The organism is Mycobacterium sp. NGS11 (genome assembly GCF_059813315.1).
Window position 1 is genome coordinate 1 of the sequence record NZ_JCALEJ010000035.1, and the last position, 19134, is coordinate 19134.

At 66.8% G+C, this 19134-nt stretch carries 15 protein-coding genes; 6 read left to right on the forward strand and 9 right to left on the reverse strand.

Going from position 1 to position 19134, the window contains the following annotated elements:
* Positions 1-243: 243 nt before the first annotated feature.
* Both AC5Y4T_RS24295 and AC5Y4T_RS24300 read right to left on the reverse strand, forming a co-directional pair.
* Complete coding sequence (locus tag AC5Y4T_RS24295) at positions 244-768, reverse strand: hypothetical protein (protein ID WP_047323391.1); 525 nt, start codon at positions 766-768, stop codon at positions 244-246.
* 88 nt (positions 769-856) lie between these two features.
* Positions 857-1348 carry a hypothetical protein gene (locus AC5Y4T_RS24300; protein WP_074021723.1) on the reverse strand — a complete coding sequence of 164 codons (492 nt, stop codon included), beginning with the start codon at positions 1346-1348 and terminating at the stop codon, positions 857-859.
* A 263-nt stretch (positions 1349-1611) separates the two neighbouring features.
* Here AC5Y4T_RS24300 and mobF point away from each other — a divergent pair, with 263 nt between their 5' ends.
* The 3 genes from mobF to AC5Y4T_RS24315 all read left to right on the forward strand — a co-directional run bounded on the left by mobF (position 1612) and on the right by AC5Y4T_RS24315 (position 8321).
* Positions 1612-7476 (forward strand): MobF family relaxase, encoded by a 5865-nt coding sequence (gene mobF, locus AC5Y4T_RS24305; RefSeq protein WP_499955849.1) that lies wholly within the window; start codon positions 1612-1614, stop codon positions 7474-7476.
* A gap of 304 nt (positions 7477-7780) precedes the next feature.
* Positions 7781-7966, forward strand: a complete 186-nt coding sequence (locus tag AC5Y4T_RS24310; RefSeq protein WP_047324259.1) for a hypothetical protein — start codon at positions 7781-7783, stop codon at positions 7964-7966.
* Positions 7967-8105: 139 nt separating this feature from the next.
* A complete protein-coding gene (locus AC5Y4T_RS24315; RefSeq protein ID WP_047324258.1) occupies positions 8106-8321 on the forward strand; it encodes a hypothetical protein in 216 nt (71 codons plus the stop codon).
* Between the two features lie 21 nt (positions 8322-8342).
* On the opposite strand, the gene AC5Y4T_RS24320 is transcribed toward AC5Y4T_RS24315, so the two are convergent.
* From AC5Y4T_RS24320 to AC5Y4T_RS24345, 6 genes are all read right to left on the reverse strand, one after another.
* Entirely contained in the window at positions 8343-10370 is a 2028-nt protein-coding gene (locus AC5Y4T_RS24320; RefSeq protein ID WP_499955851.1) for a serine/threonine-protein kinase, read from the reverse strand.
* A 7-nt stretch (positions 10371-10377) separates the two neighbouring features.
* The gene (locus AC5Y4T_RS24325) at positions 10378-11586 is read right to left on the reverse strand and encodes a DUF7373 family lipoprotein (RefSeq protein WP_499955853.1); all 1209 of its coding nucleotides are present in this window, start codon (positions 11584-11586) and stop codon (positions 10378-10380) included.
* Positions 11583-12860 (reverse strand): DUF7373 family lipoprotein, encoded by a 1278-nt coding sequence (locus AC5Y4T_RS24330; protein WP_231614292.1) that lies wholly within the window; start codon positions 12858-12860, stop codon positions 11583-11585. The genes AC5Y4T_RS24325 and AC5Y4T_RS24330 overlap by 4 nt, the downstream gene beginning before the upstream one ends.
* A gap of 17 nt (positions 12861-12877) precedes the next feature.
* Entirely contained in the window at positions 12878-13315 is a 438-nt protein-coding gene (locus tag AC5Y4T_RS24335; RefSeq protein WP_047324254.1) for a hypothetical protein, read from the reverse strand.
* An 83-nt stretch (positions 13316-13398) separates the two neighbouring features.
* Positions 13399-14145, reverse strand: coding sequence for a sensor domain-containing protein (locus AC5Y4T_RS24340; protein ID WP_499955856.1), 747 nt, complete (start codon positions 14143-14145; stop codon positions 13399-13401).
* A gap of 97 nt (positions 14146-14242) precedes the next feature.
* Positions 14243-15592 (reverse strand): sensor domain-containing protein, encoded by a 1350-nt coding sequence (locus tag AC5Y4T_RS24345; protein ID WP_082147704.1) that lies wholly within the window; start codon positions 15590-15592, stop codon positions 14243-14245.
* 83 nt (positions 15593-15675) lie between these two features.
* Between AC5Y4T_RS24345 and AC5Y4T_RS24350 the strand changes: the two genes are divergently transcribed.
* From AC5Y4T_RS24350 to AC5Y4T_RS24360, 3 genes are all read left to right on the forward strand, one after another.
* On the forward strand, positions 15676-16044 hold the full coding sequence (locus AC5Y4T_RS24350) for a WhiB family transcriptional regulator (protein WP_499955859.1): 369 nt from the start codon (positions 15676-15678) through the stop codon (positions 16042-16044).
* 9 nt (positions 16045-16053) lie between these two features.
* A complete protein-coding gene (locus AC5Y4T_RS24355) occupies positions 16054-16893 on the forward strand; it encodes a sensor domain-containing protein (RefSeq protein WP_047324250.1) in 840 nt (279 codons plus the stop codon).
* A gap of 105 nt (positions 16894-16998) precedes the next feature.
* Positions 16999-17550 (forward strand): hypothetical protein, encoded by a 552-nt coding sequence (locus AC5Y4T_RS24360; protein WP_499955861.1) that lies wholly within the window; start codon positions 16999-17001, stop codon positions 17548-17550.
* A 105-nt stretch (positions 17551-17655) separates the two neighbouring features.
* On the opposite strand, the gene AC5Y4T_RS24365 is transcribed toward AC5Y4T_RS24360, so the two are convergent.
* Complete coding sequence (locus AC5Y4T_RS24365) at positions 17656-18786, reverse strand: helix-turn-helix domain-containing protein (protein ID WP_499955863.1); 1131 nt, start codon at positions 18784-18786, stop codon at positions 17656-17658.
* Between the last annotated feature and the right edge of the window lie 348 nt (positions 18787-19134).

Below are 19134 nucleotides of genomic sequence, written 5' to 3' on the forward strand. Positions count from 1 at the left end.
GCCAGCCCGTCGCCAGCAACGCGCTCCGCGCGCGCCGCACTCCGGGCGCTCGCGACAAACAGCTCCCAATCCGTTCCGCCCGGCAATGCCCGCCGACACCTACCCGCCACACGCCCATCGCTGACACTGCATTGGGCTCTCGCAGCGCTGCGTTCCACGCGCCGCACTGCGCATCACCAGGATCCTCCTACGACAGACTCCGCCACCCCGTCGACAGGCACAATGCCGTTACCGCCCATGCGCTCACCACAGGGTCGGGTCGGTCGACCCCAGCAGCGCCGCCTCGACGGCTTCGGCGTCCCACCCATGGCGCACCGCTTCGCGCAGCGCCACTGCCCGCGCGCGGCGCGCTTTAATCCCGTGATCGCCGCGGCGAACGACCACCCGGCCGCCGCCGCGCCGAGCGCGCGCCATCATCTGCATGTTGTCGCGTTGCGAGCCGCCGATGATGTGCAGCAGACCGATCTGGCCCCGCCGGCTCACTCGAACGCACGCCGGGTTATCACAACCATGCAGTGCGCGCACCCACGGCTCCAACGCTCGCCCCTGCAAGGCCGCGGCGAGCGCATAACGGTTGGCCCGGACCATGATCCGCGCGCCGCCACGGCGCACCCAAAAGCGCCCGTACCCATCCGCGCCGATCGCCGAACACCAGATCGCACAGTCCTCCGCACCCGGGCCGCGAACAACGTTCGCCTCGAACCGCAACAACTCCTCGACATGCGCCCGCGGATCGACCACCAACCGTAGCGGTTGCGAAACCCCCATAACTCCCACTGCTTTCGGCTCCAGCGACCCCAAGTCGCCTGTCGCCGCCATCATCTCAGCGCACACCGACACCGCGACCGAACCTGCACTAGGCCCGCGCTGACACCGGCTCTCCCACGCGCCCATCCGCGTACGCACCCGCGCCGCTAAGCCCATTGGCCGCCAGACTCTGCGCAGCCGACGCCCGCGCCGTTCCCTCACCAACGCCCACGGACGCCTGGACCGGCTCAGCCACCGCCTCAGGTGATTCGACCTCGCGGATCAACTCGCGCACCGCTTTCTCGCTAACCCCGGCCATGCGTGCAATCTCGCGCAGCGTCTCCCCGCGGTCACGCATCGACCGCAGCGCCAGGCCGCACTGCCGGCGCTGAACCGCGCGCCGCTGCGCGGCCTGCTCGACCAACACCTGCTGACGCCCGGCCAACCACACATCGACCGCCTCGGCCCGATCGCGCGCGTCGAAAAACGCCGCGAGATCCTCGACGTTGGCCTTCGTGCGTCGGATGACTTCTTCCTGCGCCGCGGCCGCCGCTTCGCGCGCCGCCCGCCGGGCTCCCTTGCTGACCGCCTTGTTTCCCATCCATCACACGCTAAAGCCCGCAAAACCCTTACGCCGCACCCGGACACAAAAATCTCACCACTGCCCCCGCTCCCGATGCCCGGACCCGACCACTCACCACACCAGCCCACCGGCACTTAGGCCAACCTAACTACCACCACTCACTGAACATCACACCTCTTGCACTCAGGGTGACGATTCGGTAACGGCGGTTTGTGAGAGCACCTCCCGGGCGTCATCTTGTCGGTCGCGGGCGTCGCGTAACGCCCGAGGCGATGTGAGAGTTGAACCGTGGTGATGTCGCGGTGATGGGCTTACACAAGCTGACCGCCGGAGACGGGTACATGTACCTGATACGGCAAGTCGCGGCCGCCGATGCCACCGAGCGCGGTCGCCCCAGCCTCAGCGACTACTACAGCACCAAAGGTGAATCCCCCGGCGTGTGGATGGGCGGTGGTCTGGCCGCACTCGGCCAGCCCGTCTCACGCGACCCCTCTGACCCGATCGTCGCCGACCTATGGGCAGTGGCGGCGGGATCTCAGGTCAGCGAAGACCAAATGAAAGCCCTATTCGGGGAAGGCTTGCACCCCAACGCCGATCGAATCACCAAGCATCTGACCGGCATTGGCCTGGGCCAATCCGGGGCGCTTGCTGCCGCACGGCTGGGTCGCCCGTTTGCCGTCCACGACACCGAAAACCAGTTCGTCACCCGGTTGCGCCAGGCCTACCGCGACTACAACATCACGGTCGGCAGCGGTGAACACGACAGCATCGCCGCCGACGTGCGGGCCCGGATCCGCACCGCGCTCGGGCGCGAGATGTTCACCGAGAAGCACGCTCGCCCGCCCGCCGATGACCGGGAACTGTCGGGATTCATCGCACGCAATTCACGAGCAGCCACCACCGCAGTGGCCGGCTACGACCTGACCTTCACCCCGGTCAAATCCGTCTCAGCGTTATGGGCGATCGCGCCGACACCGATCGCTCGCGCGATCGAGGAATGCCACCGCCAGGCCGTAGCCGACACGCTGCGATTCCTCGAAGAACACGCCGCGTTTTCCCGCATGGGCGCCCACGGTGTTGCTCAGGTCAACACCACCGGATTGATCGCCGCCGCCTTCGATCACCGCGACAGCCGCGCCGGAGATCCCAACCTGCACACCCACCTGGTGATCAGCAACAAAGTGCAAGCGATCGCCGCCGACGGCGTCCCGCGCTGGCTGGCCTTAGACGGCACCCCCCTGCACCACGCCACGGTCGCGGCCTCGGAGTTGTACAACACCCGCCTCGAAGCCCTGACAATCGCGAAACTGGGCGTCGACTTCGCCGAAACCGCGGCCAAACCCGGCAAACGGCCGGTGCGCGAAATCGTCGGCATCCCCGCCGAACTAATAGAGAAATACTCCTCACGCAGCGCGGCGATCGACCACCGCGTGGGCCAGCTGGCCAAGCAATTCCACACCACCCACGGGCGTGAACCCACCGTGGTCGAGATGCTCGCACTGTCCCAGCAGGCCACCTTGGAAACACGCCAAGCCAAGCACGAACCACGCTCGCTGGCCGAGCAGCGCCACGCCTGGCGCGTGGCTGCCGTCGAAGTGCTCGGCAGCCAACGAGCCCTCACGGCCATGGTCGCCGACGTCACCAACCAAAGCCCGTCCCAACAAGTCGCCATCACCGATCAATGGGTCGACGAGCAGGCCGCCGCCGTGATCGCCACCGTCTCAGAGAACCGAGCCACCTGGACGGTCAACCACGTACGCGCTCAAGCCCAACGCGCCCTGCGTTACGCCAACCACCCGGGCGGACCCGACCTGGTGAACCGCATCGTCGCCAGCGCGCTCGCCGCGCACAGCATCACCTTGAGCAGCCACGCCGACACGGAAAAAAACGAGCCAGCGCCGCTGCTGCGGCGCGACGGTTCCAGCGTCTACACCCGCCATGACACCACCGTCTACACCAGTGCGGCCATCATGGCGGCGGAGCGGCGCATCCTGGCCGCAGCCACCCTGCGCAACGGGCGCGCCGTCGATGACACCAGCATCGGTTTAGCGCTGGCCGAAACACATGCCAACCACGGCCTGGAACTCAACCAAGGACAAGCCGCCATGGTGCGCGACATGGCCACCTCCGGAGCCCGCCTGCAGCTCGCACTCGCCCCCGCCGGCACCGGCAAAACCACCGCCATGACCGCCCTGGCTGCTGCCTGGCGCAACAGTGGCGGCACCGTCATCGGGTTGGCACCCACCGCCGGCGCGGCCGAAGTCCTGGCCCAAGACCTCGCCTCCCCCACCGACACCATCGCCAAACTCATCCAGCTCGCCGACACCGGCCACGGCAGCCCCGCCGCCGCCGATGACCCCGCTCGCACGTGGTTCGACCGCATCGGATCAGACACCCTGCTCATCGTCGACGAAGCCGGCATGGCCTCGACCGCAGACCTCGACACCCTCATCGCCCACGCCCTTGCCCGCGGGGCCAGCGTGCGCCTCATCGGCGACGACCAACAACTGGCCTCGGTCTCGGCCGGCGGTGTCCTGCGCGACCTGGCCGAGCGCCACGACACCGTCACCCTGAGCACCGTCGTGCGCTTCACCCACCCCGAAACCGGCAAGGCCGAAGCCGCCGCCAGCCTGGCGATGCGCGCCGGAGATCCCGCCGGAATCGGCTTCTACATCGACCACCACCGCGTCCACGTCGGCGCCGATGCCACCGCCGCCGACCTGGCCTACACCGCGTGGGCCGCCGACCGCGCCGCCGGGCGTGACTCCATCCTGCTCGCCCCCACCAATGATCTGGTCGCCCAACTCAACGAACGGGCCCGCCTCGACCGGCTCACCCACACCCCCAACTCCCCGGCCAGCAACCCCCACGATCCCCACTCGGCGGCCACCGTCACCCTCGCCGACGGGCTAACCGCCTCTGCCGGCGACTGGGTCGCCACCCGCAAAAACGCCCGCTGGCTACGCACCACCACCCACGGCGCCTGGGTCAAAAACGGCCACCGCTGGATCATCCGCACCGTGCACGACGACGGCTCGATCACCGTCGTCCCCCTGCGCGGTCCGGCCACCCCCGTGCGCCTCCCCGCCCGCTACGTCACCACCTACACCACGCTGGGATACGCCAGCACCATCAACGCCGCCCAAGGCATGACCGCCGGCGGCCGCGACACCGAAGGAACCTGCCACATTGTCGGCTCCGACCGCCTCTCACGCCAACAGCTCTACGTCGCGCTCACCCGCGGCCGCACCGAAAACCATCTCTACGTCTCGACCGCCGAAGCCGACCCGCACCGCATCCTGACCCCCAAAGCCACCCACCCCCCCACCGCCGTGGACATCCTGACCACCATCCTGGGCCGCGACGGCGCCCAACAATCCGCCCACACCCTCGCCGCCGCCGAAACCGACCCCTTCAACCGGCTGCACCTGGCCGCCGACATGTATTCCGACGCGCTGACCGCCGCCGCCGAACAACACGCCGGCCCCGACGTCATGGCCCGCATCGACACTGCCGCCGCACACCTGGGCCACCACCTCACCGACGCCCAAGCCTGGCCCGTGCTGCGCCGCCACCTGGCCCTGTTGGCCATCGAAGGACACGACCCCATCGACGCACTCCACGACGCCGCGGCCACCCCGCTGGGCGACGCACATGACCCGGCCGCCGTCCTGGACTGGCGTCTGCCAGCCCCCACCGGCGTCGACGCGGCAGACCGTGGACCGCTGCACTGGCTGCCCGCCATCCCCGACGTCATCACGACCGACCCAACATGGGCGACCTACCTACACGCCCGCGCTGACCTCGTGCGAGAGCTCGCCGATCACATCCGCGGCACCGCCCGCGCCTGGGATGCCACCACCGCACCCGCCTGGGCGCGGCCCCTGCTCGACGGCAACCGCAACCTGCTGGCCGAAATCGCGGTCTTTCGCGCCGCCCACCACGTCGATCCCGCCGACACCCGCATCACCGGCCCCGAACAGCACGCCAACCGCTCCGCGATCATCCAACAAGTCATCCACTCGCGCCTCGACGCCGCCCTGACCCGCGCCGGCGCCGACACCGCCCGCTGGCGCCAACTGGCCGACACCATCAACCCCCACCTCACCGACGACCCCTACTGGCCGCGGCTGGCCACCCACCTTGAGGGCGCCGCCCGCGCCGGCGCCGACGTCTCCGCCCTCCTCCACGACGCCGCCACCCAACACGGGCCCCTGCCCGCAGACATGCCCGCCGCCGCCCTGTGGTGGCGCCTGGCCGGCACCCTCGCACCCCCCTCACTGGAAGGCACCGACACCAAACTGCGGCCCCCCTGGACCGCCGAGCTGCACCACCTATTCGGAACCCGCATCGCCGAAGCCATCATCACCGACCCCGCCTGGCCCGGCCTGGTCGCCGCGGTCACCGCCGCGAGCTGGCCCCCACACGATCTGCTCGCCGCCGCCGCCGAACACCTGCACGACATCTCGGCCACCCAGACCATCCGCCCCGACGAATACGCCCGCCTGCTCACCTACCGCGTCGAACTGCTCACCCACCACGCCGCCACCATCGACCCCGACATCCCCCACCCCGCCGAGCGCGCCGAAACATTCACCGGCCAACAGCAATTCGACCTCACCGACCACCACATCGGTGACGCCGACCTGCACGAGCCCCCACCCGACCCCCACGACTACTCCTACGGGTTCGTCGAAGACGACCTCGGCGACCTCGACATCGCCGACCTGCCCACCACCCGCCCCCACACCCCGGCCCACGTCGACGACATCGACATCCCCGCCCTACGGGCCCGCCGCGACGCCGCCCACCACCACGCCCGCCAACTCGTCGACGCCATCCTGTCCGGCGGCGGTGGACCCGCTGAACGCGCGGCCGCTGCAGAACTCGCCAAGCTGCACCAACGGCTCGTCGAACAACGCCCCTACCAGCAGGCTCTCGCCCAGGCGCATGGCCGCTGGGTGCACGCCGAAGACACCGCCGAGCTGCACCATCAACTCCTCACCCAGCTTGCCGCCGCGATCACCGCGGCCACCGAACGCGGCGACCACGACATCGCGGACCGCTACCAGCAACACCACACTCAGGTCAGCGAACAAACCGAGCACGTCGACGCCGCGGTACGCACCGCGCGCGACCGCCTCGAGGGTGCGCGCGCCGACCTCATCGACAGCGCCGGCGGCCAGGCCGGCATCGTCACCGAACACCACCTGCACGCGCGCCGCGCGCAAGCCGTGCGCGCCGACACCGACACCCTCAACCTCGCCCGCCGACGCGCCCGCGACCTTGATGACCAGCTCGCCCGCGCCGAAGCCGCAGCCGCCCGCTCGCTAGCCCAAACCCCCGCCCACACTTACGATCTGGGCGCCGATCTCGACCAGCTTCAGGCCGAAGTCGACTTCCTGGACGCGGCCAGCGCTGCCAGCCCCGCCGCCCTCTACACACCTCCGCCGGCCGCCCTCGATGGCCTCGACGACGCGCATCGCCGCGCCGTTAGCGCGCTGACCACCAACATTCACAGCGTCCAGCTGCTCCACCTGCATCCCGGTGCCGACAAAACAGCCACCCTGAGCGCCCTCGCCGACACCGCCCACCACCACAACAAGACCACCTTGGCGGTCACCGGCTCCGACAACGCCCCTGACCACACCTACGCCGACACCACCACCAGCATCGACGACTACCGCGCCGACCTCACCGCCCAGCGACACAAACCACCGCTGGGCAGCCTGATCATCGTCGACGACGCCGACACCCTCACCCCGGCACAACTGCGCTGGCTCGCCCACACCGCCGCGGCCACCAACACCAAACTTGTACTGGTCGCCACCCCCGGTGATCGACAGCCCACCCACACCCTGATCGCCGTGCTCACCAACGACCTGCCCAACACCCAACACCTCGGCACCCCCGACCCCGGCCGCACCCAACCTCGCACCGCCATCGAGCGCGCCGAACACTACCTCGCCGCCACCAGCACACCCAGCCCCGAGCGCAGCCGCGCCGTCGAAGTCCTGTACCAACGCACCCAAGTGCTTGCGCAGCTGCGCGACATCGCCGCCACCGCACAGCGATTGGACTCCATCGCCGAACGCGACCGCACCCGCGGCCGCCACCAGAACCGCGGCAACGGCCTCGAACTCTAAAGTTCACCCGATCGCGGCCGACCTCGCGCCTTCGACACCAGTGGGTCTACGCAGGTTTCCCACTCGTCGCTCTCCGCACTTTTCTGCGTCGTTCACCGAATTTCGATCGTGCATCGGGTGGTTACGAGCGATGACCTCGAATCGGCTAGTGACGTACAGCCTGCGATCTCACGCGGCTGTAAGCCAGCAAATGGAACACCGCGACGGTACGATCAACACACGGAGGTCATCCCGGCGGGCGACGCAGCCCCCTACCTCATTCATCGAAATCTTCGGTCCTTCTCCATGTTTCGTGAGGATAGCTATGTGCGACGAACTGTTTTCTGGCTTCAGTGAAACCGGGTGGGATGAGGCTCCCTGGGACGTCGAACCGACCTTCACTACCGCCGAGTTGCAAATCCTCCTTAACCCCGAGCTCTCGGTCGCAGAGGCGGCCGAACGCGTGGGTTGTGTCGAACACGACGTGCGGCGCTTGCGGCGAACGTCCTGACTCTCCTGGTTACAGGTGGCGGATGGTCGCCGCCCGTTTCAGGCTGCCGCACGTGTCACCTCGCGGCGCTGTGTGACACGGGCCCACGGGCTGGGTACGCAGAGATTGTCTGACCAGCACGCAGAACGGAGAAACACTCATGGGCAACGTCTACGTCGAACCGCGACCCAAAGGCCGCGAAGGAGACGCTATCTCGCACTATGTCGTCGAAGACCACGCTGATAGCGAACTCCACCGGGCCTCAACCCAGCAGGATGCGATCGACTGGGCAAAAAAGCAGGGTCATTCACCACTGGTGGCGCGCGTTCGGCATCTCACCGACAAGAAGAAGCCGGACCAGTGGCGGGCCGTCTGACTCGACATTGTCGGACAGGCGCTAGTGGATTTGGTTGGTGAGCTTGGTGACCAGTGCGGTGTTGAGGTAGCTGGTGGCCGCAGGTCCGCCGGTATTGAGGGCGGTGATGGTCGCGGGATCATCGATGACGACCAGGGTGCCCCCGAAACTGGTGTATTTGGCGGGCAAGCCGGCGTACCCGCCGCCGCCGGCGGCGGGGTCGGTCCGCAATAGCAGCATGACGTCGCTGCGCTGGCCGATGTAGTCGACGTCGTTGATGTTGAAGGGAACCTGCGGTGGGCCGCCAGGGCTGCGCTTGTAGTGGGGGTTGTAGGTGAAGCCGATGCTTTCCAGGTAGCTACTCGGCGGTGACGGGGTCGCCGCGGCCGTGGTCGTGGTCGTGGTGCCTGTGTAGTTGATCACGACGGCCGATTTGCCGAGAAAGCTGCGGTGCTCGGAGCGGATCGTGTTCTGCTCGGATTGCGCCTTGTCCAGTAGCGTCTTGGCGGCGTCGGTGCGACCCAGTGCCGTGGCGACCCAGTTCAGTTGTGTCTGCCACGTCCAGTCTTGGCTGTTGTCGGCGGGCCGGGTCAGTGTCGGCGCGATCGAGGCCAACGCGTTGTAGGTAGGTTGGTCGACGTCGCCGGTGTCGATGATCAGGTCGGGTTTGGCCGCGGTGATGGCGGCGGCATCAGCGGCCGCGAATACCGGTGGGGTTGAGTGCATGAGCGGTTGCAACCAGCTCGGTGTGGTGGCGCCAGCGGCGTTGATCAAGACCGGCTGAGCGCCCAGCGAGAGCACAGCATCGGGGTCGCCGGGTCCGAGTGCGGCGATGGCCACCGGGCGGTGCTCGAGTTTGAGGGTGCCGAATTTGGTGTTCAGGGTTTGTGGCTGGTAGGGGCCCAAGTCGCCGCTGGTGTGACCGAACAGGTGAATGCCCACCACGGTGGCCGCGACCAGGGCAGCAACAAGCACTGTCGCGCCCACGATGAGACGAGTGCGTTTGCGGCCCTTGGGCGTTGGTGCGGAACCGGCAGGGCCAGTCGGCGTTGGGCCGGACGGTACACCTGCGAACTGTTGGGGCATAGCACTGTTCGGTGGCGCGGCTGCTCCGCGGGGATCATAGGCGGGCCACACCGGCTGGGCGTGGGGCGGCGTCGGTGGATAGCTCAGCGTGGGATTGGTCGCGTTGCTCGCCCGGGGCCCGGTGGGGCCGGTGGTGGTCGGTGGCGCAGGGTTATTGGTGAATACGGCGCTGGTCGCCGCGGCCAGCGCGCCGGCCGTTTGGAAGCGCTGATCGGGGTCTTTGGCGAGCGCGCGGGCGATCACGTCGTCGATCTCAGGTGGTAAAGAGGGGTTGATTTCTGTCGGGTGCGGGACGGGTCGCATCAGGTGTCCGGCCAGCGTTGCCGACAATGAGTTGTCTTCGTAGGGGGTGCGGCTGGTCAGTAGCCGAAACAAGGCGCAGCCCAGGGAATAAATGTCGGTGCGGTGATCGGCCGGGCGGCCTTCGATGGTCTCGGGCGCCGCGTAGGCCGCGGTGCCGACCATCGAGCCTGTCGCGGTCAACGTGGTCGCATCGTCGAGGGCGCGCGCGATGCCGAAGTCGGCCAACAACACTCGCTCGTGATCGCTGCCCGGTGACGAGATTAGGAAGTTTCCGGGTTTGATGTCGCGGTGCAGCACCCGGCGCGAGTGTGCGTAATCGAGTGCGGCGGCGACGTCGGTGATGATGCGCACGATGCGGGTCGGGGTGAGGTTAGCGCGCGCCAAATCGTTAGCGGCGGTTCCTTCGACGTACTCCATGGCGATCCACAGATGCCCGTCGGTTTCGCCGCGGTTGTAGACCCGCACGATGTTGGGGTGGTTGAGGGTGGCGGCCAGGTCGGCTTCGCGGGTGAACCGGATCCGGAACTGGCGGTCCACCGACAGCTCGGCGGACAGAATCTTCAGTGCATCGCTGCGCGGCAATGTGGGGTGGCGGGCCAGGTAGACGGTGCCCATTCCACCTGAGCCCAGCACGTTTTCGATGCGGTATCCGGCGATGACGGTTCCTACGGCAAGCGGCATGAGGGGCTTACTTTCCGGTCAGCATGCGGTATTGGGCGGCCATCATCTGATGTAGTGCGTGTTCTTGTTCGTTTTGCATCTCGTAGGCGTAGCGGTCCGCGCGGGCCACACACCAGTAGGCCAGGGTCTCGTTGAAGCATTTCGCTTTGGGCATGCCACTGATCCCGCCGACCTGGTTCGGGCCGGTCATGTCAGCCACCAGGCGCGCGGCTGAGCCGCTGTCCGGGGTTTGGTAGATCCTGGTTTCCACCACCCAGGCCACCTGTTGCACGGCAGCGGATTTGAACAGCGCCGCCAAATGCACCGGGTCGTCGGGAGCCAGGTGCAGGGCGCCGTGCGCGTCATAGACGCCGTCGCTGATCGACTCGTTTTCTTGCCGGGGTGCCACGGTGCGCGCCATGAGGCCATCAGGATCCAGCGGCAGTTGAGCCATCTGATCAGGTGGCGTGGGTTTGAATTGGTCGACCAGCGGCTGCTGTACATCGAGGGTGGTGGCGATCAATTGGGCTGCCCTATCGGCGTTGTCGGCCGACGTTGCGGCTTGTGCCAACACGTATTGTCCGTGAGCGCTGAGGGCGGTCACCGTGAAACGCGGCCCCCCGGGTTCGGGGTAGTGCGCGGTCCAGGTGTAGCTCAGCGCAGTCGTTGCGGGGTACCGGGGAATCGAGACTGGTTGGGTGGGGACAGGTTTGGTGTCGAATGGCATGGTCAAGGACGCGCCTTTGGCGGCCATGTCGGCGATCGCGGCGGTGGCGTCGGCGGGGCTGGCCAGTTCCAACACCATGTTGAGCAGGTCTTTGTAGGCGCCTTTGTCGGTGTGACGGGCGCTGGAAAACCCGGCCAGCAAGTGGTGGCCGTTAAGGGCCTCACCCAGCGGGGCGCCCAGCAGCGAGTTGACCGCGTCAGTGTCTTTGACCACGCCGGATTCCATTTGCGCGAAGTCGATCAGGTCGGGGTCGACCTCCCAGGGGCCCACCACAGCGCTGGCCAGGCGGCGCCCTTCTGCCCACCCGCCTTGCAGCGCGTCGCTGGCCACGCCGATCGGGGGGCGCGGGGCGGTGGGAAAATTCCCGACATCGAGCAATGCGAGATCGACACCGTCCGAACTGGCCTCTCCCGGGGCTTTGATGGCGCTGCCCGCGATCGTCGTGCTGCATGCCACCGTGATCGCCGCGGCCGCGACGGCGAGGATCAAGGTGAGTGCGCGGACCTTCATGATGTGGTCAGCATCAGGTATTGGGCGGCGATGACTTGGTGGGCTTCGACCTCTTGGGCCGCTGTGGCTTTGAAGGCGTACCGCTCGGCGGTAGCGATGCACAGGAAACGCACGGCGCCCAGGTCGGTGCTGTCGGATCCGCGGTCAAAGCAGCGCGCTGAGGGTAGCCCGTTGATGCCGGGCGCGGAGTGGTAGCCCAGGAACGGGACGTCGATACGCACGAGACCGTCGGCGGCGCGCTGGGCGCCGGTGGTATCGACTGCCTCGTAGACGGTGGTGCGGTCGACGGCGACGCGGGCGATGCCGGCGTCGTTGTACATCGCTTGGGTAGCGATTGGGTCAGACCGAAAATGCAGGGAGGCGTGCGGGGAGTAGACCGCGGACTGATTGATGCTGGGCTCGGTGGCCGGCACGGTGCGGGCCAGCAGCCCGGTCGGGTCGGCGGGCAAGGAGGCCAGCTGGTCTACAGGTGTGGCTTGGAAGTGGTCGGCCGAAGGGCCTTGCAGGTCCAGGGTTTTGGCGATCATGTCGGCGGCTGCGGCGGCGCTTTCTTTGGAGCCGGCGAACTGGAAGAACACGTAGGGTCCGTGCGCGGTGAACGATTCGGCTTCAAAGCCTCCTGAGAGGGCGGCAACGTCGGCCACCGCGGCCGGGTAGCGCGGAATGGGGAGTCGGGTGGCCCAAATGTTGCCTGGGCGCACGGTGGCCAAGTCGGCTGCGCCCATGGCGGCTGCGGCGTCGGCGGCGTCTTGGGTGGTGGGGAAGCGCAACACTCCGTTGTCCAGGATCTTGGGATTGTCGCTGTCGGCCTGTCCTTTCGGTGGTGGCGGGGTGGCGCGGCCGCTGACGAAGCCGGCTACGAAGTGATGTGCGGTGGCGATCGGGGCGATTGTTTCGCCGCGCACCAGCACCGAAAGCCGGCCCGGGTCGGATATGGCGGTGGTGGGTGCGATTTCCGCGTTCGTCGGGCTGATGAGCTTGTCATCGATCTGCCAGGGTCCGGTTACCATGTCGGCCATGCGCTGGGCTTCGACGCGGTGCCCGGCGGCGTCATCGGCCACGTTGCCCAATGGCGGTCGGGGTCGGCGCGGATAGTTGCCGGGGTCGAGCAGCGCCGCGTTGGCCGCCGCCGGTGCTGGGCCGCCGGACTTCACGGCGTTACCGGTCACGACCGACGAGCAGCCGCTGCTGAGCGCGATCCCCGCGGTAATGAGGGCGGTCAGTAGCGGCAGTGATGCGCTCCAGCGTGCATACATCCCCGCGGTGTGAGCCATGGTTCGGTGTGTCGGTGTCACCGGGATGATTCCTGACCCCGCGGTGACTCCGTCTTTCGCGAGTGGCCTGTTTTTCCCGACCAGCGGCGCAAGGCCATGCGATCGACGAAGATCGCGCTAGCCGCCCGGCGTTCTGAAATCGCTTTGTCGGCGACCGCCATCACTGCCAGCTGTCGTACCCGGGCACCAAGTCGTCTCTCTTCCTGGCGGATTCGGTGCCATTTGGCGCCGTCGGCGTCCAGGTCAGCACTGTCGTTGAGGTAGTCGAGTGCGGCGTCGATGGCGCACTGCTGCAGGTCGGAATTGTCAGGGTAGAGCAGCGCGGCATCGCGCGCCGCGCGTTGGAGACGGGCCCGCTGAGCGGAGTTGAGATGGCGGGCTCGCGGTTGGCTCATCGCTGCGGTCACGAGCGCACTGGGTGATCCCTCGGGATCGGCTACGCCGTGTGTGCCCATCCCTCTCCCCCTTTGCCGCGTTGCCGCGCGACTGTGTCGGTCTGGAACCAGATCAGAAAATGGTAGCCGCTGCTACCAGCACGTCAGGCGCGATCGCCAATTTTGTTCATGATCAGTCGGGTGACGTCGCCCGCGCTGTGGCCTGGGGCGGGTGCAGTAGCAGCAGTGTCGCGGAAGTAGGTGATAGAGACCTCGACGATGCAGTTGTCGCGCGCCCCGAGCGCATGCATCTCGCGCAACCGGGTTTCTTGGTCTTGGTTTGCCACGGTGGCTTCCACGACAGAGGCGTCAGCATGCACGTCGCCGACCTCGTAGTGATAACCCACGCCGGCATCTACGCGTGCGCCAACACATCTGGTCCATTGCTCGGTGAACTTCGCGAACAGCGCATCGGCGGCGGCCATTGTCGGCAGCGCAACCACACCCTCCTCCAGGTCAATCACCGTCGGATCGTGATCGGCGTGCGAGTCCCACCACTGTTCGTGCGCGACATTGAGGACCTGGGCGTTGGTGTACACCTCACCCATCAGGATGTGGCTGAGCCCCGCGCAATCGCTTTGTCTAGCGCCGGGCCAATCCCAGAACAGCTCCCCGGGGCCGCCGAATACAGGTGCCCGGTCGATTTCGAACGACTGAGTAAATACGTGCGAGAGCTCGGTGTCGCTCAGCATCGCGCCTTTGATGACCTGGCCGGTCAGGGCGCGAGGTTTAAGGTTGGGTGCTGCCCGCACCGCGCCGTGGACAACATCGGTGCACCCGACCGTCATCGTGATCAAGACCGAGGACACCACGAGCAAGGCAAGCCGAATAACCCTGGGCGACAACCACATCCTGGTCATCGTCATTCCTTTCTTTGTGCAGCCTCGCGGCCACACGGTGAGTGCATTGCCAGCCGATTTTGAGGCCGGCCACCATCGGCGGCAGAGGTTAATGCGGGGTGACGCGGTCGGCCATGCGGGTGGCGATGGCGATGGCCTGATCGTTGCGATTGAAACCGCAGCTGTTCACGTCGATGACGACGTTGTTGCGTGCGGTAAGCGCCCGCTGGCATTGCCAACCCTCGGCGCCTTCCTGGGTATTGATGACGCTGACCATGCCGCCACGATTGGCGACGGTGCCTACCATCCAGATTCCGTCATGAAGGGCCGGGTCGGGATGCAGCGTGATGCCGTTGCATTTCTCCCAGGCTTGGGCTTGCTTGTCGACAAAGTCGTTGGCCGCCTTAGCCGTTGAGTAGTAGATCGCTCCGTCATCGACGATGTTCTCGGTCATGCGCGGGTCTGAGACCGCTTGGATCCGCACCCCCAGATAGCCGCTGTTGTCGAGTTCTCGTTGCAGCGCCGGGTGATGGACGCCGCCGCACTCAGGGTGATCGTTGTCCCCGCCGGAGAAGGCCAGCGTGTCATTCCGCGACACGTCGGCCCTAGGCGTGAGATTTGAGACGCCCAGCATGCTGTTGAGGGTCGTCACATCCAGCAGCACGCCTGGCAGCGCAGAGAGTGGCATCGTTGCCGCAGGTGTGGAGCTGGGGCTGGGCGCGGTTGACGTGGCACTCGAGCGCGGAGCGATCCTCACGTCGGCGGGTCCGTCGGAGCCGCTGGCGAAATTGATCACGAGCCCGACGCACAGGGCGGTGGCTACGACTGCGGACCCAGCCGTTATCCACGCCAACGGCAGCCGGCGACGGTTCGGTGCGGGCCGGGACGGCGACGGCGAATAGCCGGCCGGCGCGCCCCACGCCGGCATTCCCGGTGCTGCAGGCGGTATCGAAGCCGGCCCCGCAAAACCGATAGGCCGGCGAGGCAACACAGTCGTGATCTCCTCGCCCGGGCCAGGGCCGAAAGCCGGCCGTTGACCGGGTTGGTAGACATCAATTGCCTCGGCCTGGGAGTCAGCGGGAGCCGCAGCCCACTGCGGCACCACATGTGATGTTGGGGCGTCATGCGCGGCACGGGTGATCGGCACGTTGGGCTGGTCAGGCATTCGGTGTCCTCCAGGAGTAGGTGACGGCGTGGCGCAAAGGTCGGTCGCTGCGGTGGGGTGACCGTTATCAGCGCCGGCCGGGCCGCTGCCGCAGCCGCCAGGCGCGAAGTCGTTCATTTGCATGCCCCACATTGAAACACAGCATGAAACAGGGCGCAATGCTTTGAAACATTGCACTGCTGTGTTTTTATTGCTAGCGTCTGCGTCATCCCAACCGGGACCGGACACCAGCACCCACGTAAGCGCCGCGTCGTTCACCAAACGCCCGACCTCGATCACGACCCCCGCCAGCATCCAAAGACGAAAGGACCGCCCCGATGACAAACCTCCCTCCTCTCCCCAGCGAGACCCGGTCTGTTGCAAGACCGTTCGCGTCTTTGCAGCTGCCAGCTGACGTGCGCCTGTTCCACACGAACCAAGATTTGGCCTGCCGGCAAGACCCCGAGCTGTTCTTCGATGCACGCCGCCGGCACCGCGCGATCAAGCGGTGCGCCGAATGCCCCTTTCTGGGCCGCTGCGGCTACAACGCGGTCGCCACTGGCGCCACCCACGGCGTTTGGGGCGGAGTGATCCTGCCCGGCGACTACCCGCAGGACCTCAAACCCGTCTACGCATTCCTGGCCGCCCAGTTTGAGCGGCGTCGCCACGCCGAGATCGGTGATATTGCGGTGGCCCCGCTACCGCAGCCCACCGAACACACCGAGACCCACCACCAATCCCCCAGCTTTCGTGCCGGCGCCGCATAGGAGAGCCCCATGAGTACCGTCATTTCAGAACCTCGCGCGATCGCCAGCGTCGACGACAGCGCCAGCCAACGACTCCCCGTCTGCGGCCCGGCCCGTGGATCGGGCACCGCCAAGCACGCCACCGGTCGCCGCACACCGCGCCTGACCGCCACCGTGCGCTCGACCATCCTCACCGCCGCCGCCTTAGCCCTACTACTGACCGGCTGCACCACCACAGAAGCCGGGCACCCCAGCGCCGCACCCGATCTGGGGCGCTGGCAACCACCGGCGGTCTTGCCTCAGCACCTTGCCGATCTGCTGCTCAAAGACAGCGACGTCAACACCATCGCGCACACCACCGCCATGGCCGTGCGCAAGCCGATCTCGCAGATGTGGCACGACGAGGAGACAGTGTCCAATCCCGGCTGCCTAGACATCTACCAACCGGCCGAAGCCGCCGTCTACCAAGGGAGTAACTGGACCGCGCTGCAAGGCCAAATACTTGACGACGCGGCACCCGTTGCGCCCAAGCACGCGCTGATGCAAGCCCTGATCGGCTTCCGCGACGCCGATTCAGCCCAGCAATTCTTCAGCCAAGCCAAGACACGCTGGTCGGGCTGCGCCAACCAGTCAATCACCGTCATCACACCCGGCCATGCTCCCCTTACCTGGAATCTCGGCGAGCCACAGAGCACCGACACCACCTTGGCCGCCACCCAGACCCACTCAGGCCCGAGCGTCGCCAGCTGCCAACGTGCCATGGGGATCGCCAACAACGTCATCATCGACGCTCTCTGGTGTGGCTTGGACACCACCACGCAAGCAAGCGACATCGTGGCCAAAACCACCGCTGGGATCTCCCGAGACTGAGCGCGCCCCAAGGGACTTGACGCCGGCTCGCCACGAACGGCGGGCCAGCCCCATTCCCCTCGATATCCTAGAAACCTGCACTCCCATACCCCTTACGGAGCGACTATGTCTTGGCCCAATGCCAACCAGCAACCATCCGGGTACCCCCAGCCATACGGACACCAGCAACCCCGCCCCTATCCCCCCGCCGCGGGGCCGTACCCCCCTGGCGCGCAGCCCTACCCGCCCGGCGCGCAGCCGTACCCGCCCGGTGTGCAGCCCTACCCCCCTGCGGCACATCCCTACGTCCCGTCGCAGGTCTATCCCCCGCCCCCACAGCCACCTGCCGCCGCGGCGCCCTGGCCGGTCCCGCCGTCATCGCAGGCGAGCCACCCGATGCACCCCGCAGCCGGCGATCAACGCCTGTTTCAGGTGCGCATCAGAAAGCACACCGGCGCGATCATCCTCATGTTCAACCAGACCTACACCGTCACAGGGACTCTCGCTCAATGCGAGGCCGCGCTACGCAATGCTTTGCTGCACAATTTGCTCGCCGGTTGGTGGAGCGTGGGGTCAGCCCTGATCTGGAATTGGGTTGCCTTAGTCGAAAACCACAGTGCGCGAAAGCAACTGCACCGCCAAGCCACCCAGGCCTACACCGCCCAACGCGCTCCGTGAATTCAGCCCACCGTGCCAGCCAACCCCACGACCTTTACCTAGCTTGCGTGAGGTTGGTTGCTTTCTGACGACGCGGCCGCGACGTCGAGCCGCGCGCACTTCCTGTTACGTGATCGTCAACTCGGCGATGAGATTCTCGATCGCTTGTGCGACTTCGGGCGCAATGGGACGTTCGGCTTCGACATCTTGAAGCACTGCTATGGGCAAGCCGGCGCCAGTCGCGGCCTCCTCCAGGCTTAGCTCTGCACGGTGGCGGGCCCCGTAAAGCCGCTGGCCCAAAGTGGCCGTCGGCGAGCCAGCAGCCCGCATCATCACATCGTTGTAGCTGCGCCGCACCCTACTCAATGCCTTCACGGCCTCAGGGCCGCCCGTGGCGTGGCGCGCAGCGCTGGCAGCAAGCCCCTCAAGCTTGCGTAGATCAGCCAGGATGGTGGTGGCTTTGGCGATGAACCCCGGCGCGGTTGGGTCAGGCAAATCAGCGATGGCCGTGCCCAGGGTTTCCATGGCCAATTCCACCGTCCGCGCCATCATCGGCGCCTGAATGGACTCGGTCAACACCTCGGTCGCCTCGTCGCTGACCGACTCACGGGTAGCAGGCATCAGAACAGGGGCGGGCGACACGGGCAACGCCGGAGCAGCGCCTCGCCGCAGGCTTGTGATGTAGCCCGAAGGCCACCCCAAAGTCTCTTCCAGCTTCGCCAGCGTTTTTGCACGTGGCCAGCTCACACCTTTTTCGAACTTAAGCAGGGCGCTCGCGTTGAGAATTCCGCGCCGGTCGATTTCGCGCTGAGAGAGCCGTAATTGTTGGCGGCGCTCAGCGACCGCGCGGCCCGCGCGCACCACCCCAGGATCCTTTTCGCCGTCCCACGACGGGTATTCGGTCTGAACCGGACTCAATGACTGGGTCGACTCATCACGTGCAACGTCCAAGGTAAGGCGCACTTCCACCCCGTCAGGTGCCCCCAGGTGCAGGGTCGTGGCACCGGTAATGAGCACCGCGCTGCGCGCCACGCCATCGACGAACATTCCGTTGGTGCTGGCGTCAATGGCCTGCCAGCCCGCGGGTTGGGGTTCGAGGCGAACATGCCGCCGCGAGACACGCTCGTCATCCACGCCGACCGCGGCCCCGGCCTCTCGACCGATAAAAGCCACGCCGGCCGCCGGGCTAAGGGTGTGAGTCGCCCGACCTACCCGCGCAATCAGCGTGGGCATGTTGGTCAGTTGGCTGGTTGTCAATTGTCGCTCCCTCGTCCGCGCTGCTGCGGTGTTATCAAACATAGCGCTCGGTGGAAGGGTACACCCCTTGGCCATGCGCCCTCTAATGAAACACTGCATGGCCGCGATCCCTGTTAGCATCGCCTCCGCGCATACACAGAGCGTGACCGGTGACGCTGACAGCTGCCATCCAGCGGTTTTACTACCCCGATAGGCGTTACGCCCACCCGGCTGGGTGGACATACTCCGGTGTAATCCGATAGCTCGGTGCTATGGTTTTGAACATTGCGCCATGTTTAGTGCTTGCGTTAGTGTTGAGCGCAAGGCTGTGGTGTCCGTCGCCGGCAGCCGCAGTCAGAGAGGTTTCCC